Source organism: Dysgonomonas sp. HGC4 (assembly GCF_001261715.1).
Classification (GTDB): domain Bacteria; phylum Bacteroidota; class Bacteroidia; order Bacteroidales; family Dysgonomonadaceae; genus Dysgonomonas_A.
Window position 1 is genome coordinate 62,375 of record NZ_CVRU01000158.1, and the last position, 18,031, is coordinate 80,405.

Here is an 18,031-nt window from a genome sequence, read left to right on the forward strand (position 1 = left end):
TATGAAAGTTCAGACCCGTTTAAGCCTATTTTGTTCTATTGTATTTGGAGTGATATTTGCAATCTTATCTTTCCTTATATACGCTTTGTATTACAATAATCTAGAGAAATCTATCTATCAGGGCTTGCAAAAAACGGTTCAGATTACAGCTCTTTTTTATCTGGAAGAAGACGAGCTAAACAGTAAAGACTTTGCCAAGATCAGGAAGCAATTCGAAGAGGCAGTTTCAGATTCTCACTATCAAATATACAACGAAGAAAATAAAGTTAGCTATGGAGCTAAGCCCGCAAACATTCCGATTGACATACTCGATCGTATACGTAAAGAGAGACAATTGTCGTTTTCGACCGACGAGTTTCTCTGCACTGGTATCTTCTACGAAGATAATCAAGGAGACTTTGTGGTTATCACTAAAAAGAAAAAAGAATACCTCAACGAGCAGATGAATCAGCTTCTATGGGTTCTTCTGGCAGCTTTTATAATAGGATTGTTAACCATCATAGCATTGAGCCGATGGGTATCGCATGTGGCATATCGTCCATTTAGAAGGATAATAAATCAGGTGAATAATATCTCCACCAAAAATTTAGATGTTCAGATAGAGTCTCCTCAAACCAAAGACGAACTGCAAGACCTAACAGATACCTTCAATGTACTTCTAGATAAACTTTCAGAAACATTTATCATACAAAAGAATTTTGTGAATTATGTATCCCATGAGTTTAAAACACCTCTTGCATCAATACTTGGTAATCTGGAAGTATTTTCGATAAAAGACCGCACAGCAGAAGAATACAAACAATTATCGGATAAACTTATTCAACAGATTTATCAATTGGAAGAAATACTCAATATCCTGATTGTTATTTCCGATCTGAGAGAAGACTCAGATATTAGGGCACAGATACGGATTGACGACTTGATATGGGAAATAATAAGTAAGATATCCGATCGTTATCCCGACTCTAAAATAAAAGTCAATGTAGATATTTTACCAAAAGATGAGCAACTGCTATCTGTAAGCAAAGACAAAACTCAATTACTCATGGCGATGTTCAACCTCATAGAAAATGCGGTAAAATACTCTCAGGGAAATACTGTGGATATTCATTTATCTAAAAAAGGGGGCAATCTATCAATGTCAATTACAGACAAAGGTATAGGAATACCTTCCGACCAATTAGCCAATATAAGCAAACCTTTTTATCGGGCAGATAATACAAATAAAATACAAGGTAGTGGCATAGGCTTATCTATCGCTCTGCGCATTCTTGAAAAGAATAATATCAACTACGAAATAATCTCAGAAGAGAATAAAGGCACTACAATAATACTCACATTACCCAAAGCCTGATCTCGTCTTACATGGACCTCACATTAGACGATTTATGATATAGATGACCGAGTTATTGATTTTAAAGGAAGACTTATTTATAAAGTCATCTTATCTATTGAACACAAATACTATCTAAGAAAAGCTGATAGGAAATAATTTAGTTTTCCATAAATATATATTCTATCTTTAATGCTTAAATCTATCAAAACCGAATAAATAAATACTAATATCTATGAAGAAAATCTTTTCTCTATTGCTAGCTATGTGCTCTATTTTAGGGCTCCTTGCCCAGCAAAGCAATAATAACGAAGCAATATTAGCAGCAAAACACGAGCGTTTATCGTTAGATAAAGGGTGGCGCTTTCATCTGGGAGATATTCCCTTTCCAATAATCAAAGGTCATAATGCAACCTATAGCAGCACCAAAGCAGCTCGTGCTACAGGCGCAGCAGCTCCCGGCTATGATGATAAAGGGTGGCGCGAACTTGACTTACCACACGATTGGGCAGTAGAAATGCCTTTCGACTCTACCGAAAACCTGTCGCAAGGCTATAAGCAAAGAGGTTACGGATGGTATCGTCGTCACTTCAAACTAGATAATTCTGACAGAGGCAAACACCTCGAACTCCAATTTGATGGTATTGCAACACATGCCACTATTTGGGTGAATGGCACAGTTGTACATCGCAATTGGTGTGGCTATACCTCATCATACATTGACGTATCTCCTCTGGTAAAATATGGCGATGAAATAAATACAATCGCTATTCGGGTAGACGCAGTAGCACAAGAAGGATGGTGGTACGAGGGTGCAGGCATTTATCGCCACACATGGCTGGTAAAGCGTTCGCCTCTTCATATTATTACTGATGGAGTATATGCCAACCCTGTAAAAACAGTAAGCGGTAGCTGGAAGATTCCTGCCGAAATAACATTACAGAATTCAGGAAAAGGTGATGCCTCAAATATAGAAGTAGAGGTAAGTTTATTGGACAAGTCGGGAAAGCTAGTTGTACAGAACGCAACCAAAACCTCAGTAAAGCTTTTCGATCAGGCAGTGGCAGCATTGTCTATACCCGTAAGCAATCCGCATTTATGGTCAGTAGATGATCCTTACTTATATACTGTAGAAACCAAGGTGAAACAAAATGGGAAACTATTGGATGAAGCTACAACTAAATGTGGTTTTCGCACCATCCGTTTTGATAAAGACACTGGCTTTTATCTGAACGACCAGCCTATGAAACTTAAAGGAACATGTAATCATATAGATCATTCAGGTGTAGGAGTTGCTATGCCTAATTCTCTTTGGGAATTTCGTTTACGTAAGCTGAAAGAGATGGGATCAAACGCTTATCGTTGTGCCCATAATCCGCCATCGCGCGAATTTCTGCAAGTGTGTGATAGTATAGGTATCATGGTTATGGATGAAAACCGTAACTTCAATTCTTCGCCCGAATATATACGTCAATTACAGTGGCTAATACAGCGCGACCGTAATCACCCCAGCGTTATCCTATGGTCGGTTTTCAATGAAGAACCTATGCAAGGAACCGAAATCGGTTACGAAATGGTACGACGTATGTCGACCGAGGTAAAGAAATTAGATACAACACGCCCCGTTACTGCTGCAATGAATGGAGGACTATTTTCTGAAATAAATGTATCGCAGGCTGCCGATGTTGTAGGTTTCAACTACCAATCATACGCTTATGATGATTTCCGAAAAGCAAACCCACACATGTGTCTCACCAGTTCGGAAGATGTATCGTGCGTAATGCAACGAGGACAATACGTGACAAATCATAGTAAAAATCTATTAGATTCGTACGATACACAGCACCCAGATTGGGGCACAACTCACCGTAAATCGTGGAAAGATATTAATGAACGCCCGTTTCTGGCAGGTTGTTTCGTCTGGACAGGTTTCGACTACAAAGGAGAGCCTACCCCATTTGCATGGCCAACAGTAAGTTCTAATTTTGGAATCATGGATTTATGCGGATTCCCAAAATCGGCTTATTATATCTATCAGGCTTTCTGGTTAGATCGTCCTATTCTTCGCCTAGAGCCTCACTGGAATTGGCCTGCTGATAGTATTGGCAAGAATATAAAAGTAATGGCTATCAGCAATGTTGATAAAGTTAAGCTTATAGTGAATGGTAAAACAATAGCGGAAGAAGATGTAGATAAATACAATTTCAATTCGTGGGATATCCCTTATCAACCCGGAAAACTAGAAGCTATCGGTTACCGAAATGGCAAAGAAGTAATTCGTACGAAAGTAGAAACTACGGATGAACCCGTAAGCATTCAGTTAATTGCAGATCGCCCTTCTATTGACGGAGACGGATGGGATGCTATGCCCATCACCGTACAAGCTTTAGACAAAAAGGGAAGACCCGTACCTACAGCAAATATGCTTATTGAATTTGAAGTATCGGGAGATGGTAAACTGATTGGTGTTGGTAACGGAGATCCAAACTCACATGAATTAGATAAAGCTTCCACAAGAAGTCTTTACCATGGGTTAGCTCAGGCAATAATTCAAAGTAACGAGAATACAAATGACAAAGTGATAGTGACAGCTAAGAGCAAAGGTCTAAAATCGGCAACAATAAGTATTCCCGTCACACAAGTTACACAGATTCCCCTCGTAACAAGAGTATCACCTACTCTAGTACTCGATAAATGGCTCTTGTCTCCTAGTACAACATCACGACCCGATCCAAATCTAAAACTTTCGGATAATGATATGAATAGTTGGGAACCCATCCGTAATGGTCAGTTACAGACTTTGGAAAAAGGAAAGTATCAGGTTTACCGATCAACATTTACACCATACAAACTTCAACAAACCGAAGGAGGCAGAATTCTTTTCAAAAACCTAACTGGCAAAGCTGAGATCTGGCTTAATGGACAACTCATCGGAACCAAAAATAAAGCGGAGGCTTCTGACTTTGTTGCTGAATTCCCTCCATTAGCAGGAGACTATCAGCTTAATGTTCTTATCGAAGGAAATATAAGTGATAAAGTAGGATTAGGAGGAATGGTTTCTATTCTCGATAAAGCTACAGTTACTAAATAGAAAATAACTTTTTAAAAGTTTTCTATTAATTCAATTATAGAAGAAATAAAAAACGTCAGATTACATCTGGCGTTTTTTTTAGTTTAGAGTTGAGCCCTTATTTATAACTCCAGAATATGAATATTTTGAAAAACTTTACATGGTTTTCCTTTGTTTAGTATAAGGCTTCTAAATCGGAAGCCACAACAAAAGTGACCACTATTCAAATGAACATTATGAAATCTATTTTAATCTTAGCAGCCTTTTTTCTATTGGTAGTTTCTAACTCATTGGCACAAAGTTCAACACAGAATGATTCGGTTGAAAATATAATTCCATATGGCAAAATGCTGAAAATGTCACATGAAGAATTATTGAATCAAAAATTCAAGTATAATAGCGATAAGAACCAATATACCCTGAGAAAGAAAAACGGTCTGATGGTTGCCGCCAGCATCTTGGGAGCTCTCGCTGATAATCCGACTAACTATATTCCCGATGTCAATGACTATGAAGTTATTATTCAGAAGGGAGAAACAGGCGTGGCATCTATTGAAGTCATATTCTATGACCCAGAGTTATATCACAAAATAATGACATTCGCCAAAGATAATGGAGAGGCTCAACTCGAGACCAATTCCGGACTATTAAATAAGATGCAGTTTAATTACGACAAGTATTCGTTTGCATTGACCTATACTACAAGATCACAATCATCTACTCAATCCACAACACAAGATACCAGCACCAAATGGTCTCCAGCCAAAGAACAAACTAAATCTGCATCTCACGATGAATCTTATAATGTTTATACCTTTACACTTTACACAGGAATAGAACCTTCTTCCAATTACATAAAAAAGCATCAGGATAAAGAAAGAAAAAGAGATGAAAAAGGTAAGAAGAAAAACAGTGTAGCCGATTTGATGTAATAACAATATGGACTAATTTCATTTAGAATCGCTATATCCACAGATTCGTTTACATTAGTTTTGTAGGTTTTGCAATAGGAAATACAATGAAGAAAGAAACAAGAAAACTCAACTATTTGAGTTTTCTTGTTTTTAGCACTTCTAGTCCTTCTATTCTCAAACGAGTTAGAGATTTAAACCTCATTTCTGAACTGAGATAGCAGATTCCTAAATCATATATTGCATATATTTGCAAGAGAGAATTACTCTGAAAAGACATATCCTTTAAGAATAAACATAATTCTTGTATTATAAATTCGTTAAGGTTTTTGTATAGATAATCTTAACGAAGATAAACATCTCCTCAATACAAATAACAAATAGAAATAAAATGGAAAATAGAAATGGAGTCCCTATAATCGGTATGAACGTTGTGATAGATTGTGCTGATGCAAGCATTATGGCTGCGTTTTACAGTAAATTAATGAGTTGGGAATGGACGCATCCTCGTGCTAATGAAGGTTGGGCGGCAATTACTTCTCCAACAGGAATGGTCTTTATATTTCAGGAAGTCGAAGGATACCAACCACCTATGTGGCCATGGCAAGAAGGGAAACAAGCGCAAATGTTGCATCTCGATTTATTTGTCAATAATCTCGAGGAAGGAGTGGAGCATGCGATCAAATGTGGAGCAAAAATAACAGATGAACAATATTTCAAAACATCAAAAACAATGATCGATCCGGCAGGTCATCCATTCTGCATTGGTACATACACACATGAACCCGTATAATATTTATCCGTGACTTTCATGTATATAAAGTAATCTATAACAGTAAACGAAGCTTGTCTTAGTATTTTATGTAAAGAAGAGGAATTGCAAGCTGAATACTATCAATTGAAGCCAGTCGCCATTATTTTAATAATAGATGAAAGACGAACGACAGATACATAAATACTACATAAAACAAAAATCTGACAGGTTTCTCTATCTATTTTCTTTAAGTACCCTTAAGCGTTCTATTCTCTGACCAAATTCTTGAAAATTGAGACTTAATTTTTGAAGTGAGGTAATGAATACCGAAACCGTAAATTACATATATTTGTATATAAAAAAGCGACATAAGTATGGAAAATATACTCATAAAAAAAGTAACTCTAAATAATATTAATCAATTACAAGAAATTGGTAGACGAACTTTTCATGAAACATTCTCATCAACAAATACAGAAGAGAATATGACTAACTATTTAGAAGAGAAATTTTCGATAGAAAAATTAACCACTGAACTTAGTAATAGTGATTCCTTACTTTATTTCGCAATCATTAACGATGACATAATCGGCTATTTAAAAATAAATTGGGGGCAAGCTCAGACGGAAATAAAAGATGAGCAAGGACTGGAGATTGAACGGATTTATGTTCTTCAAAAATTTCAAGGGAAATATGCAGGACAGTTACTTTATGAAAAAGCAATAGAAAAGGCAAAACAGAAAAACATCGACTACGTCTGGCTAGGAGTTTGGGAAGAGAACCCAAAAGCCATAGCCTTTTATAAGAAAAATGGTTTTATCGAGTTTGATAAACATATTTTCAAATTAGGTAATGATGAACAGACAGATATAATGATGAAACTACAATTAACTAACAAAAATAAATCCTGACAGATTTCTCTATCAGGATTTATTAGTACCCAGACCCGGGATCGAACCGGGATGGAAGTGAATCCACTGGTGTTTGAGACCAGCGCGTCTACCAATTCCGCCATCTGGGCATTTTTTGTGAGTGCAAAGATAGATATATTTTCGAGATTACCATACATCTGCCCTTTTTTTTGGAAAAAGAAGTATTTTTTTTTCTATGCATAAAATATATTACATTTGTTTACGTCTTAATAATGTTAGACGAACATATAAATATAAATTCATACCATATTTTAAACCATGGACAATAAAAACAGTTATTGTGTAATTATGAGTGGCGGAATTGGCAGCCGTTTTTGGCCTTTCAGCCGAGAAGCTCGTCCTAAACAATTTCTTGATTTCTTCGGTACAGGTCGTTCTCTTTTACAGATGACAGTAGATCGATTCAAAAAGATTCTGCCTCTTGAAAATATATTTATTGTGACTAATGAGAGTTATGCAGAACTTACGATGCAAGAAGTTCCTGAATTATCTCCCAGCCAAATACTATTAGAACCACTTAGGCGAAATACAGCCCCTTGCATTGCTTATGCAAGCTATCACATAAATTCGATAAACCCTAATGCCAATATAGTAGTAGCACCTTCTGATCACCTCATACTCAAAGAGGATGAATTTGCTGCTGTCATTAACAAAGCATTAAGTTTTGTTGATAACCATGAAATTCTTTTGACTTTGGGTATTAAACCCAATAGACCAGAGACAGGATATGGATACATCCAAATTGACGAAGCAACTGTTGGAGATATCAACAAAGTAAAAGTTTTTACAGAAAAGCCAAATCTTGATTTAGCTAAAATTTTCTACGAAAGTGGGGAGTTTCTTTGGAATTCGGGACTATTTATATGGAATGTAAAAACAATAATAAAAGCCTTCAATGATAATCTACCTGAAGTAGCTACTATTTTCAACCAAGGAAAAGAAATATACAGAACCGATAAAGAACATGCTTTTATAAAAGAACAGTACTCTTATTGTCCTAGTATCTCTATTGATTATGGAGTTATGGAAAAAGCCAATAATGTATGTGTGATAATGGCAGATTTTGGATGGTCAGATCTTGGAACATGGGGTTCACTACACGACATCTCTGACAAAGACAAAGATGCAAATGTGTCACTCAAATGCGAAACTCTATTTTATGACAGTTCAGAAAACATAGTTGCTTTACCTGATGGAAAATTAGCTGTAATTCAAGGACTAAACAATTATATTGTGGCTGAGGTAGACGATATTCTTTTAATTTGTCAGAAAGAAGAAGAGCAACGTATCAAACAATTTGTAGCCGACACCAAATTAAAATATGGTGATAGTTATATTTAATATATTAAAAGACTTATCGATATATAAAAAGTGGCATTATCTGTCACTTTTTTTCTTTAATTTTGTCGACAATGAATAAGATATCCATCATAACAGTAAACAGGAATAATGCTGAGGGTCTAGAAAACACGATCAAAAGCGTTATCGAACAAACTTATAGCAACTATGAGTTTATTATTATTGATGGAGATTCAACAGACAATAGTATAGAAGTTATTAAGCGTTATTCTTCCAAGATATCTTTTTGGATTAGCGAAAAAGATACCGGCATCTTTAATGCAATGAATAAAGGAATCGCACGCGCCACGGGAGACTATTGCTATTTTCTTAATTCGGCTGACAGATTTGCGTCTAAGAATGTTTTAACTAAGATTTTCAATAACCAAAGATATAAAGCTCCGTTTATTAATGGTCACCAAATTAATGACTTTGGAAGCTATACACAAAAGGTTCCCTGCCTAAACAGAAAACTAACTTTATTTGATTTCTATTGGGGAACTATAAAGCATCAAGCAACTTTCATCCGCAGAGACTTATTCGTAACCTATGGTCTTTATGACGAAAGCTTAAAAATAACTTCTGACTGGAAGTTTTTCCTTCAAACAATCGGATTACATAATGAGCAGCCTCTATTTATAGATGTAGATATTGTTCTTTTCGAATGGAATGGTCTAAGCACCAATCCTCAATTAACTGCAGCGCATGCAGAAGAAAGAACACATGTTCTCAACGAATGTATTCCAACATCAATACAGAGTGATTATGAACACTTTCACGAAATGAGCGATTATCAATACATTGTTAGAGTGATGAAAAAAAACCGCATATTTAGATTCCTTGTAAAAGGGCTAGTGAAAGTATTCAAATAAAAAAATAACTAAAGCTATAAGTATCAAAGTATCTGCTTTAGATATCTAAGCAACGACACAATATAATACTTACACTCTCTACCCTTAAGATTTTAACTGAGTACTATCTATAATACACTTTTCTTCGATAGAGATACCAAACAAAGCAAAATCATACTTCACAGGATCATTAGCATCAAACAATCTTAGATTATCAGTCAATTCTATTGCAGCAGCCCAATCGGGCTTATCACGAGACAATATCCCTATTTTTTTAGCAGTACGCTCCACATGTAAATCTAAAGGGCATATCAAATCTTTTGGTTGAATTGTTTTCCACAAACCAAAATCAACACCTTGCTCATCGTTCCTCACCATCCAACGCAAATACATATTTAATCGTTTACATGCCGATTTTCGGGTAGGATTAGGAATATGTTTACGAGTACGGGAAGGTGCATCCGGTGCATTAAAAAAATACTCTTGAAAATGATTCAAACCCAGTTCTACAGTCATACCCTCATTCGGAAAGAATGCACTTTCCAAAGTAGCATATTTAGAATAATGTCTCTTGAAAAAATCGATACAATACAGTAGGTCTGTATCATTAAACGTGCGATGCTTAAAGCCGAGTAATTGCTTTAAATCGTTGTCCTTATGTTGTGTTATAAACTCATAAGGAGCATTATCCATTCGTTGAGATAATTCTTTACATTTTTTTATGATAGTTGGACGTTGTCCCCACGCAAAAATAGCAGCAAAAAATCCCATAATTTCTATATCTTCGCATTTACAATAAGCATGCGGAATACAAATAGGATCATTTTCTATGAATTGTGGACGATTATATAGTAAGACCTTCTGATCTAAAAAATCTTTTAGGTATTCAAAATTAATTACAGCCATTATTATAGATTAATATATTTCTTCGTATCTTTAGTAAACAAGTAATGTATATGATACGTTATTAATAAATATGAACTAAAATTAATTATAAAAAAACAAAAGACATGAAAAACAAGGTTGAAATTCTCTTTCGGTCTACTATGATTGCATTATTTGCTGTCATATTAGTGTCGTGTAGTAGCAAATTAACACCCCTCTCTCCTTCACTTTTCAGTGTAACACCTAGCCCATTAGAAGTTCAAGGCTCTAAAATCCCTGCAACAGTTAATGGCAAATTCCCTGAAAAATGGTTCAATAAAAATGCAGAAATAACTATTACACCTGTATTGAAATGGGGTATTTCGGAACAGTTAGGAACAGCCGTTACTTATCAAGGCGAAAATATAGCGGGAAATGGTATTGTTGTCCTTCAAAAACAAGGTGCGCCTTTCACAATCAAATCTGAGTTCGACTATGACCCAGAGATGGCTAATCCTGCACTCTATCTACGATTTACAACTCTTGTAAAAAACAAACCTGTAACTCTTCCTGATGTAAAAATTTCAGAGGGACTTATTACTACGGCTGCATTAGCAAATGCTTTAACAAACACTCCAGCAGATGCTCCTGATGATTTCCAAAAGTTGATAAAAGACGCTTATGATGCGAATATTCTTTTCCTTATTCAACAAGCAGAACTTAGATCAAGCGAATTGAACTCTAATAATCTTGCAGCTTGGAAAAGCTTAGTAAAAAGTGCAGATAACAACCCAAGACAAAATGTAAATGTAGAGGTTCTTGCTTATGCATCTCCTGACGGTGGTTATGAATTAAACTCAAAATTAGCAGCACAACGTGAAAAAAACACGACTGGCTATTTGAATAAAGAATTTAAAAAAGACAACGTAAACACAAATGTATATGCTAATTATACAGCTCAAGACTGGGAAGGTTTCAAGAAACTGGTAGAGGCTTCAAGCTTACAAGACAAAGACTTAGTATTGCGTGTACTTTCTATGTATACTGACCCTGCGGACAGAGAGCGTGAGATTAAAAATATATCTGTAATCTACAAAGATCTTGCAGAAACTATCTTGCCTCAATTGAGACGTTCACGTTTAGTTGCTAATGTTGAAACAGTAGGAAGAACTGACAATGAGTTGATACAAGCATTCAACACAAATCCATCTTCTCTTACTGCAAACGAATTGCTATATACTGCAACGTTACAAGGTACACCTCAAGAAAAAATATATACTGTGGTTACTCAAAGATTCCCTGCTGATTACAGAGGATGGAATAATTTAGGAGCTTTCTATTTTGCAAACGGTCAAATAGATGCTGCTCAAAAAGCATTCTTGAAAGCTCAACAAATAAATAACAAAGCTCCTGAACCAAACATGAATCTAGGTTTATTAGCTATGGCAGACGGAGATATTGCTAAAGCTGAGCAACTAATTGCTAATGGATCGCAAGCAAATACTTCTAACGAAGCTCTAGGCTTGTTGTACCTAAAGAAAGGTGATTACAACAAAGCCATTCAAGCTTTTGGTGATACAAAATCGAACAATGCTGCTTTAGCTCAAATATTGACTAAAAACTATAATCAGGCAGAACAAACTTTAAATAGCATCAGCAACAAAGATGGTATGACTCATTATCTTGAAGCAATAGTAGCTGCACGTACAAACGATGCAACGGGTGTTGCTCACCATCTTGGAGCGGCTTTTGAAGCTGATCCTAATTTGAAACAAAATGCGATATATGATTTAGAGTTTGCTAAGTTTGCAAACAATACAACTGTATCTTTCCTTTTTAAATAATATAGAACAACCATTCTATACTATTATTAAGTAAGACTATAAAATAAATAAGGCTACCCAAGGGTAGCCTTATTTATTTTTGCAATCATTATTAGTATATCACATCGTGATTTCTCTTCCTTGATAGAAGTCTAATATCTTACTTCTGAATACAAAATCGTATTTAGCTTGTATTTGTTCCGATTTACTGCTTATCAATCTGGTTTGAGCCTCATTATATTCAAACACACTTGTTTTACCTATCTGATAACGTTCTTCGGCATATTTGAATGACTCTGCGGCTGCCTCATACGCTTTCTCTGTAGATATAAACTTAGCTTGCGATGCCGTAGCATTCTGATAGGCTTGTTGTATTTCCTTAAAGAGTGCCAATTTCACATTCTCCAGTATCAACTCTTGATTTTCGATACTTAAACGAGCCTGACGTACCTTATTGCGAGTTTGAAATCTATCAAAAATAGGAATACTTAAGTTTAAGCCCATTGCTATACGATAGTTATCTCTCAACTGATGAGCTATTCCTGCATTAGGAAATGCCTCATCTGCTCCGTAAACATGACTAAAACTATTATCATACGAAGCTCCAAAGCTAAGCGTTGGCCAATAACCTGCTTGAGCAACTTTGAGTGCTTTCTTTGTGCTTTCCACATTAAATTCAGCCTCTTTTACATGAGGTCTCGTTTGTACTGCTTGATCATATACAACATCAGGCTTTACCAAACCTGCAAGTACATCCTCCACCATCAAAGTTTCGGTCAATTTAGGAGCTTCAATATCAAACCCATCAAAAGTAGGTAGATTAAGAGCTTGAGATAAATCCAACAAACTAAGTTGAAGTTCATTTTCTGATGTAGTTACATTCAGCTCGTCTTTAGCAAGTTGTGCTTTTATATCATACAATTGAGATTCGGCAACCTTACCTGTCTCTACAAGAATAGAAGTTCTATCAACTTGCTTTTGAGTTAAAGATACCTGCTCTTTATACACTCTCAGTATTTCTTTTTTAAATAGAACCTCTAGAAAATAGGAGGTGACTTGTAACTCCATATTTTCTTTAGCCTTATTCAATCCTGCCATAGCAGCAAGCAAACTCAACTCATCCGCTTTTATCTGATTTTGTATCTGAAATCCGGTAAAAATCGGAACGTTAGTAGCAACTGAAAAGCTTGTAAGTGAAGCCGTTTTTGCTTCAAAAACACCAGTAGATGCATTAGGTGAACGCCCGAAGTTAAAGCTTTGACCTGCCCCTCCCGTTAAATCAGGGAGACGTTGATTTTTGCTTGTATTTACATCTACCTCAGCACCTTTCACCTTCAAGTCTTGCTGTTTTATTTCTATATTGTTTTTTATTGCATAATCAATACATTGCCTCAAATCCCAAGCCGATTGGCTTTGCATACTAAAGCTCAATAATAAACAACCTACAGCTATAATATATTTTTTCATAGAGTTATATCGTATTTTATAAGTAAAGTATCAGACCTATTTATTATTTAGGTTGTTGTGGCATATCAGCCTTTTCATCTCTTTCGTTACCCCTTACTTTCTGACCTTTGGTTAAACCTGATTTAACTTCGATATTGATACCATTTGATAGTCCAACTTTTATAAATTGTTTATCAAATACCTGTTTGGGTGTTTCTTGTTTAAGTATATACACAAATGCAGAATCGTTACTGAAAGATACTGTACTCTCTGGTATTGTTAATACACCTTTTGCATTTGCTACAATAATTTGAGCATTGGCACTATATCCTGCACGTATATTTATAGTATCAGTAATCTGAGCAGCAGCTTTTATCTCGAAAAGGATTGCTCCATTCTCTTCAACACCTTTAGGAGCAACATACTCAAGTGATGCGTCAAATTTCTTATTATCAATAGCTCCGATCGACAATTTAATAGGCATTCCGGTATGGATACGTCCTACTTCTGTTTCATCTACTTTACCTATGAAGATCATATCGTTCATGTTTGCAACAGTAGCAATAGTAGTTCCCTCGTTGAAGTTATTAGATTGAATTACCGAGTTACCCACTTTTACGGGTATATCTAAGATCATTCCATCTATAGTAGAACGGATCTGAGTATTACTGTATTTAGCGGTTTTCTTAGAGACCCCTGTCCGTATAATATCCAGATTATCTTTTGCATTTTCAGCATCTTCTTGTGCCTTTCTATAATCAGCTTCGGCTTTGTCCATTTCCTCTTTAGCTATTACACCCTTTTCAAATAATTGCTTTTGACGGTTATAATCAGCATTAGATAAATTCTGATTAATTTTAGCAATATTCAATTGAGATTCGGCAGCACTCAACGATGCAGATTCGGGAACAACTTGTATGGTAGCAATTACTTCTCCCGCTTTCACATAGTCACCAGCTTCTTTAAGAACCGTTTCTATAATACCTGCAATTTGCGGCTTAATAAGAACTTCGTCACGAGGAGAGACTTTTCCTGTAGCAACAGTAGCATTCTCAATATCCCCTTCTACAACCTCTACTATTTCATAAATAACCTCCTTCGGTTGGCTCTTTTGCCAAAGGAAAACAAAGATGCCAACAACTACAACTGCGATAAGAACTACTCCAAGTATACTGAAGATTTTCTTCACAGGACTTTTCTTTTTTGCGCTACTTTCCATATTTATTTGATGTTTATTTTTTTGCTTTTAAGGTTGTAAACCTGCTTCTTTTTATTTTATATATCAGTATTATATTGTACTTATCTATTCTTCTCGAATTGCATCGATTGCCTTAATATTCAGAGCTCGTAAAGCAGGTATCAATCCGGCAAACAAACCCGAAACAATAAGTATTGTCATCGAAATGATAGCTGTTCCGAAGGATATAAACGGAGGTATAAAGAACATATCGTCACTAGCTCCTCCCCTCATTGCTGTACTTATCATTTCCAAGATAACCACGCCCCAAAACAAGCCTCCAAATCCCGCAATGAAAGTAAGAACAAAACTCTCACTTACAATTTGAGATACAATTGCAACTGGTTTTGCTCCCAATGCACGACGCACCCCAATCTCTCGGGTTCGCTCACGTACAGTAACCAGCATAATATTACTTACACCAATAATACCCGAAAGTAAAGACCCTAACCCTACAATCCAGATAAGTGATCTTATGCCCAGGAATAAGTTGGCAAAAGTTTTAAACTCCTTTTCTATATTAAAGCTTCGCACAGCTTTCTCATCATTAGGAGCAATATTATGATTCGTTTTTAAAATTGTTTTAATTTGATCTTCCAAAACCGAAACAGCCATTCCAGGTTTAGCTGTAGCCCCTAGAAAGTGGATAACATCCCCTTGGTTAAAAGCTTTTTGCATAGTAGAGAATGGTATAAAAACCGAAGTTTCGGCATCTCCTCCAATCTGAGCTTTAGAATTGGGACGAATTACCCCCACTACTTGAAAATATATACCATTAACCCGAATATACGCTCCAATAGGATCTTGACCACTATCGAACAAGTTTTCGGCAACTGTTTTACCAATCAAGGCAACCTTGCTCACATTACGAATATCTAAATCATTAAATAATCGCCCTTTCAATATAGTCTGAGTTTGTATTTTGAATTGATCGGGGTAAACGCCCATTACCTGAGCCGATGTTGATTTACGACCAATTACCACATTCTTCGAAGAGCTTTCGCCAAATAACATTGGCGAGATATATTCAAGAGCCGTAGCTTTTTGTTTAATAATTTCGAGATCTCTATTATTCATATTCCACCAACGTCCCTTGCGAAAACCTTTGTAAGGCTCGCTTGTTACATTCGTAAAAAAGAAGCCCGAGTTAGTTGCAAAACCTTTTACGTTTTTCGCCATACCTCCCTCTAGAGCATTACCTGCACCTATAAGAATGACTAACATTAAGATCCCCCAAAAGACTCCAAAGCCGGTCATCACACTTCGCATTTTGTTTGCGGTGATGGTATTCCATATTTCCTGCCACTTATCTAAATCGAACATAGTCTACTATTTCTTTTTTATTTTTATTCGGAACGCATAGCTTCGATAGGACTAATACTAACAGCCCTTTTAGCAGGAATATAGCCTGCAAATACTCCAGAGACAATCAATACGGCAGTTGCTGCTAAAACAATACCCAGATCGACAGTAGGATCTTTGAAAATACTAGGTCCTCCATCCGCAGAAGCAGGAGCCATCTTCATTCCCTCACTGATCAACTCGGTAAGTCCGACACCAAATACCATTCCTATATAACCAAATGAGGTGGTTATAATTATCGACTCCAATAATACGAGTTTCAATATAGAATAGGGATTTGCTCCGATTGCTTTTCTAATACCAAATTCGCGAGTACGCTCCTTTACAGTTATAAGCATAATATTACCTACGCCTACAATACCTGCAATAAGAGAGGCAATACCCACAATCCAAATAAACATAGTTATTCCACCAAATATAGCCTCAGTTTGCACTGCATCTTCTGCTGTATTCCAAATCCAGATGGCAGATTTATCTTCGGGATCGAAATTATGCAGAGCGCCCAATTTCTCTCTCAACCTTTTAATGAAAGCTTCGTTCTCGGGCATTGTATTAAGCCCTTTTACTGTAAAATCGAGCCTATCTACATTGTAGCCTTTTCCGTAAAGACTTTGAGCTGTAGAAAATGGGACATAAGAGGGAACATTGGTACGTCCCGTTTCATCTTTATATACACCTACTACTTGATAAGCAATTCCATCGGAAGTTACATACTTGCCCAATGGATCTTCATCTTTAAAAAGAACTTGCTGCATCTCGGTATTAATGACGATAACCTTGCGTCTCTGATCCATATCTATCTGATTGATAAATCGACCTGTTCCTGTAGACATATCAATATTACTAATATAAGCTGCATCAGGATATACACCATTCATTCCCCAAGAACCATATTCTTTTTCAAATGAAATAGTTGATCTTCGTTCGATCTGAGCCGACACATAATCTATCTCAGGAATTTTATTTCGTAGTAAGTCGTAGTCTTTATTATCAAATTTAACTTGTCTATCAACAGGCAAACCTTTATAAGGCATCGAAACATATCCAGTTCCAACACTTACTGCATTTTTTGCCCGACTCGAAAAGTTAGCCGTTATTCCGTTTTTCAGCCCATTGCCTGCTCCAAGCAAAACAATAAGCATGAAGATACCCCATGCAATAGAAAATCCCGTCAAAAAAGTACGGAGCTTATTCTTATTGATCGTGGCACCAATTTCTCTTAATGAATCAAAATCAAACATAGATTATTTTTTATTTATCTCGATCGATCCTATTATACCATCTTTTATATGTATCACACGATCGGTAGCATCAGCTACACCCTGCTCGTGAGTTACAATAATCATAGTCATGCCATCAATCTCATTGATTTCGCGAAGCAAACGCATCACATCTTCCGAAGTCTTACTATCTAATGCTCCCGTTGGCTCATCCGCAAGAATAATCTGAGGCTGAGCAATCAAAGCACGAGCTATAGCTACACGCTGTTTTTGTCCTCCCGACAATTCGTTAGGTAAATGTGTAGCATGACTGGCCAACCCCATTTTATCGAGATATTCCATTGCCATTATATTTCTCTTTTTACGGCTCACCCCTTGATAATATAATGGAAGAGCTACGTTTTCCAACGCGTTCTTAAATGTTATCAAGTTAAAGGATTGAAAGATAAAACCAATCTTACGATTACGTAGTTCTGCAGCCTTCGACTCACTAAGGTCTTTTATGAGGACATTGTCTAAATAATAGTCACCGGTATCATAAGTATCCAATATTCCGAGAATATTTAACAAGGTAGACTTACCAGATCCTGAGGCTCCCATTATAGATAGAAACTCGCCTTTATCAACACTCATATCTATACCTTTGAGCACGTGCAAAGGTGAGCCTCCATAGTACGTTTTATTGAGATTTCTTATTTGTATCACTTTAAGTCTGTTTATATGTTTTTAGTAAGCCACACTTCTCTATTAGTATCATTTCGAAAGGAAATATCACAAAGTTCTAAATTATTTTTATTAAGCAAGCTTTTTAAGATTTTTTTTATTACAATAGCTTCTAAAAACTATATTTAATAGTCAAAATAGATGTTTTTAACCTCTCACTACATTGC

General features: G+C 36.1%; 14 protein-coding genes and 1 tRNA gene. 8 read left to right on the forward strand and 7 right to left on the reverse strand.

The genetic code is table 11. The features are described from left to right. The first annotated feature begins 1 nt into the window (after position 1). The 5 genes from HGC4_RS15245 to HGC4_RS15265 all read left to right on the forward strand — a co-directional run bounded on the left by HGC4_RS15245 (position 2) and on the right by HGC4_RS15265 (position 6,979). Positions 2 to 1,354: a sensor histidine kinase gene (locus HGC4_RS15245; protein WP_050710996.1), complete on the forward strand. Its 1,353-nt coding sequence runs from the start codon at positions 2 to 4 to the stop codon at positions 1,352 to 1,354. Positions 1,355 to 1,568: 214 nt separating this feature from the next. Next, positions 1,569 to 4,424 (forward strand): beta-galactosidase GalA, encoded by a 2,856-nt coding sequence (gene galA, locus HGC4_RS15250; RefSeq protein WP_050710997.1) that lies wholly within the window; start codon positions 1,569 to 1,571, stop codon positions 4,422 to 4,424. Between the two features lie 215 nt (positions 4,425 to 4,639). Next, positions 4,640 to 5,335, forward strand: coding sequence for a hypothetical protein (locus HGC4_RS15255; protein WP_157258333.1), 696 nt, complete (start codon positions 4,640 to 4,642; stop codon positions 5,333 to 5,335). A gap of 370 nt (positions 5,336 to 5,705) precedes the next feature. Continuing rightward, the gene (locus HGC4_RS15260; RefSeq protein ID WP_050710999.1) at positions 5,706 to 6,107 is read left to right on the forward strand and encodes a VOC family protein; all 402 of its coding nucleotides are present in this window, start codon (positions 5,706 to 5,708) and stop codon (positions 6,105 to 6,107) included. 335 nt (positions 6,108 to 6,442) lie between these two features. Further along, the gene (locus tag HGC4_RS15265) at positions 6,443 to 6,979 is read left to right on the forward strand and encodes a GNAT family N-acetyltransferase (RefSeq protein ID WP_050711000.1); all 537 of its coding nucleotides are present in this window, start codon (positions 6,443 to 6,445) and stop codon (positions 6,977 to 6,979) included. Positions 6,980 to 7,005: 26 nt separating this feature from the next. Here the strand turns inward: HGC4_RS15265 and HGC4_RS15270 are convergent. Beyond that, a tRNA-Leu gene (locus tag HGC4_RS15270) sits at positions 7,006 to 7,089 on the reverse strand. Between the two features lie 169 nt (positions 7,090 to 7,258). Here HGC4_RS15270 and HGC4_RS15275 point away from each other — a divergent pair. Continuing rightward, entirely contained in the window at positions 7,259 to 8,341 is a 1,083-nt protein-coding gene (locus tag HGC4_RS15275; protein WP_050711001.1) for a mannose-1-phosphate guanylyltransferase, read from the forward strand. Between the two features lie 71 nt (positions 8,342 to 8,412). Further along, complete coding sequence (locus HGC4_RS15280; protein WP_050711002.1) at positions 8,413 to 9,210, forward strand: glycosyltransferase family 2 protein; 798 nt, start codon at positions 8,413 to 8,415, stop codon at positions 9,208 to 9,210. Between the two features lie 84 nt (positions 9,211 to 9,294). Here the strand turns inward: HGC4_RS15280 and HGC4_RS15285 are convergent, their stop codons facing one another. Beyond that, positions 9,295 to 10,095 (reverse strand): TIGR02757 family protein, encoded by an 801-nt coding sequence (locus tag HGC4_RS15285; RefSeq protein WP_050711003.1) that lies wholly within the window; start codon positions 10,093 to 10,095, stop codon positions 9,295 to 9,297. 104 nt (positions 10,096 to 10,199) lie between these two features. Here HGC4_RS15285 and HGC4_RS15290 point away from each other — a divergent pair, with 104 nt between their 5' ends. Further along, positions 10,200 to 11,897, forward strand: coding sequence for a tetratricopeptide repeat protein (locus HGC4_RS15290; RefSeq protein WP_050711004.1), 1,698 nt, complete (start codon positions 10,200 to 10,202; stop codon positions 11,895 to 11,897). 99 nt (positions 11,898 to 11,996) lie between these two features. Here the strand turns inward: HGC4_RS15290 and HGC4_RS15295 are convergent, their stop codons facing one another. The 5 genes from HGC4_RS15295 to HGC4_RS15315 all read right to left on the reverse strand — a co-directional run bounded on the left by HGC4_RS15295 (position 11,997) and on the right by HGC4_RS15315 (position 17,846). Beyond that, positions 11,997 to 13,343, reverse strand: coding sequence for a TolC family protein (locus tag HGC4_RS15295; RefSeq protein WP_050711005.1), 1,347 nt, complete (start codon positions 13,341 to 13,343; stop codon positions 11,997 to 11,999). 43 nt (positions 13,344 to 13,386) lie between these two features. Continuing rightward, positions 13,387 to 14,541: an efflux RND transporter periplasmic adaptor subunit gene (locus HGC4_RS15300; protein ID WP_050711006.1), complete on the reverse strand. Its 1,155-nt coding sequence runs from the start codon at positions 14,539 to 14,541 to the stop codon at positions 13,387 to 13,389. 84 nt (positions 14,542 to 14,625) lie between these two features. Then, on the reverse strand, positions 14,626 to 15,882 hold the full coding sequence (locus tag HGC4_RS15305) for an ABC transporter permease (RefSeq protein ID WP_050711007.1): 1,257 nt from the start codon (positions 15,880 to 15,882) through the stop codon (positions 14,626 to 14,628). Between the two features lie 23 nt (positions 15,883 to 15,905). Then, positions 15,906 to 17,162, reverse strand: coding sequence for an ABC transporter permease (locus HGC4_RS15310; protein WP_050711008.1), 1,257 nt, complete (start codon positions 17,160 to 17,162; stop codon positions 15,906 to 15,908). Positions 17,163 to 17,165: 3 nt separating this feature from the next. Next, positions 17,166 to 17,846, reverse strand: coding sequence for an ABC transporter ATP-binding protein (locus HGC4_RS15315; RefSeq protein ID WP_050711009.1), 681 nt, complete (start codon positions 17,844 to 17,846; stop codon positions 17,166 to 17,168). Positions 17,847 to 18,031 lie beyond the last annotated feature (185 nt).

Bases quoted from the DNA above. Each gene is read 5' to 3' on its own strand.
- HGC4_RS15295 (WP_050711005.1), bottom strand. From the start codon at position 13,343: ATGAAAAAATATATTATAGCTGTAGGTTGTTTATTATTGAGCTTTAGT.
- HGC4_RS15310 (WP_050711008.1), bottom strand. From the start codon at position 17,162: ATGTTTGATTTTGATTCATTAAGAGAAATTGGTGCCACGATCAATAAG.
- HGC4_RS15245 (WP_050710996.1), top strand. From the start codon at position 2: ATGAAAGTTCAGACCCGTTTAAGCCTATTTTGTTCTATTGTATTTGGA.
- HGC4_RS15265 (WP_050711000.1), top strand. From the start codon at position 6,443: ATGGAAAATATACTCATAAAAAAAGTAACTCTAAATAATATTAATCAA.
- HGC4_RS15305 (WP_050711007.1), bottom strand. From the start codon at position 15,882: ATGTTCGATTTAGATAAGTGGCAGGAAATATGGAATACCATCACCGCA.
- HGC4_RS15260 (WP_050710999.1), top strand. From the start codon at position 5,706: ATGGAAAATAGAAATGGAGTCCCTATAATCGGTATGAACGTTGTGATA.
- HGC4_RS15255 (WP_157258333.1), top strand. From the start codon at position 4,640: ATGAAATCTATTTTAATCTTAGCAGCCTTTTTTCTATTGGTAGTTTCT.
- galA (WP_050710997.1), top strand. From the start codon at position 1,569: ATGAAGAAAATCTTTTCTCTATTGCTAGCTATGTGCTCTATTTTAGGG.
- HGC4_RS15290 (WP_050711004.1), top strand. From the start codon at position 10,200: ATGAAAAACAAGGTTGAAATTCTCTTTCGGTCTACTATGATTGCATTA.
- HGC4_RS15285 (WP_050711003.1), bottom strand. From the start codon at position 10,095: ATGGCTGTAATTAATTTTGAATACCTAAAAGATTTTTTAGATCAGAAG.
- HGC4_RS15280 (WP_050711002.1), top strand. From the start codon at position 8,413: ATGAATAAGATATCCATCATAACAGTAAACAGGAATAATGCTGAGGGT.
- HGC4_RS15300 (WP_050711006.1), bottom strand. From the start codon at position 14,541: ATGGAAAGTAGCGCAAAAAAGAAAAGTCCTGTGAAGAAAATCTTCAGT.
- HGC4_RS15275 (WP_050711001.1), top strand. From the start codon at position 7,259: ATGGACAATAAAAACAGTTATTGTGTAATTATGAGTGGCGGAATTGGC.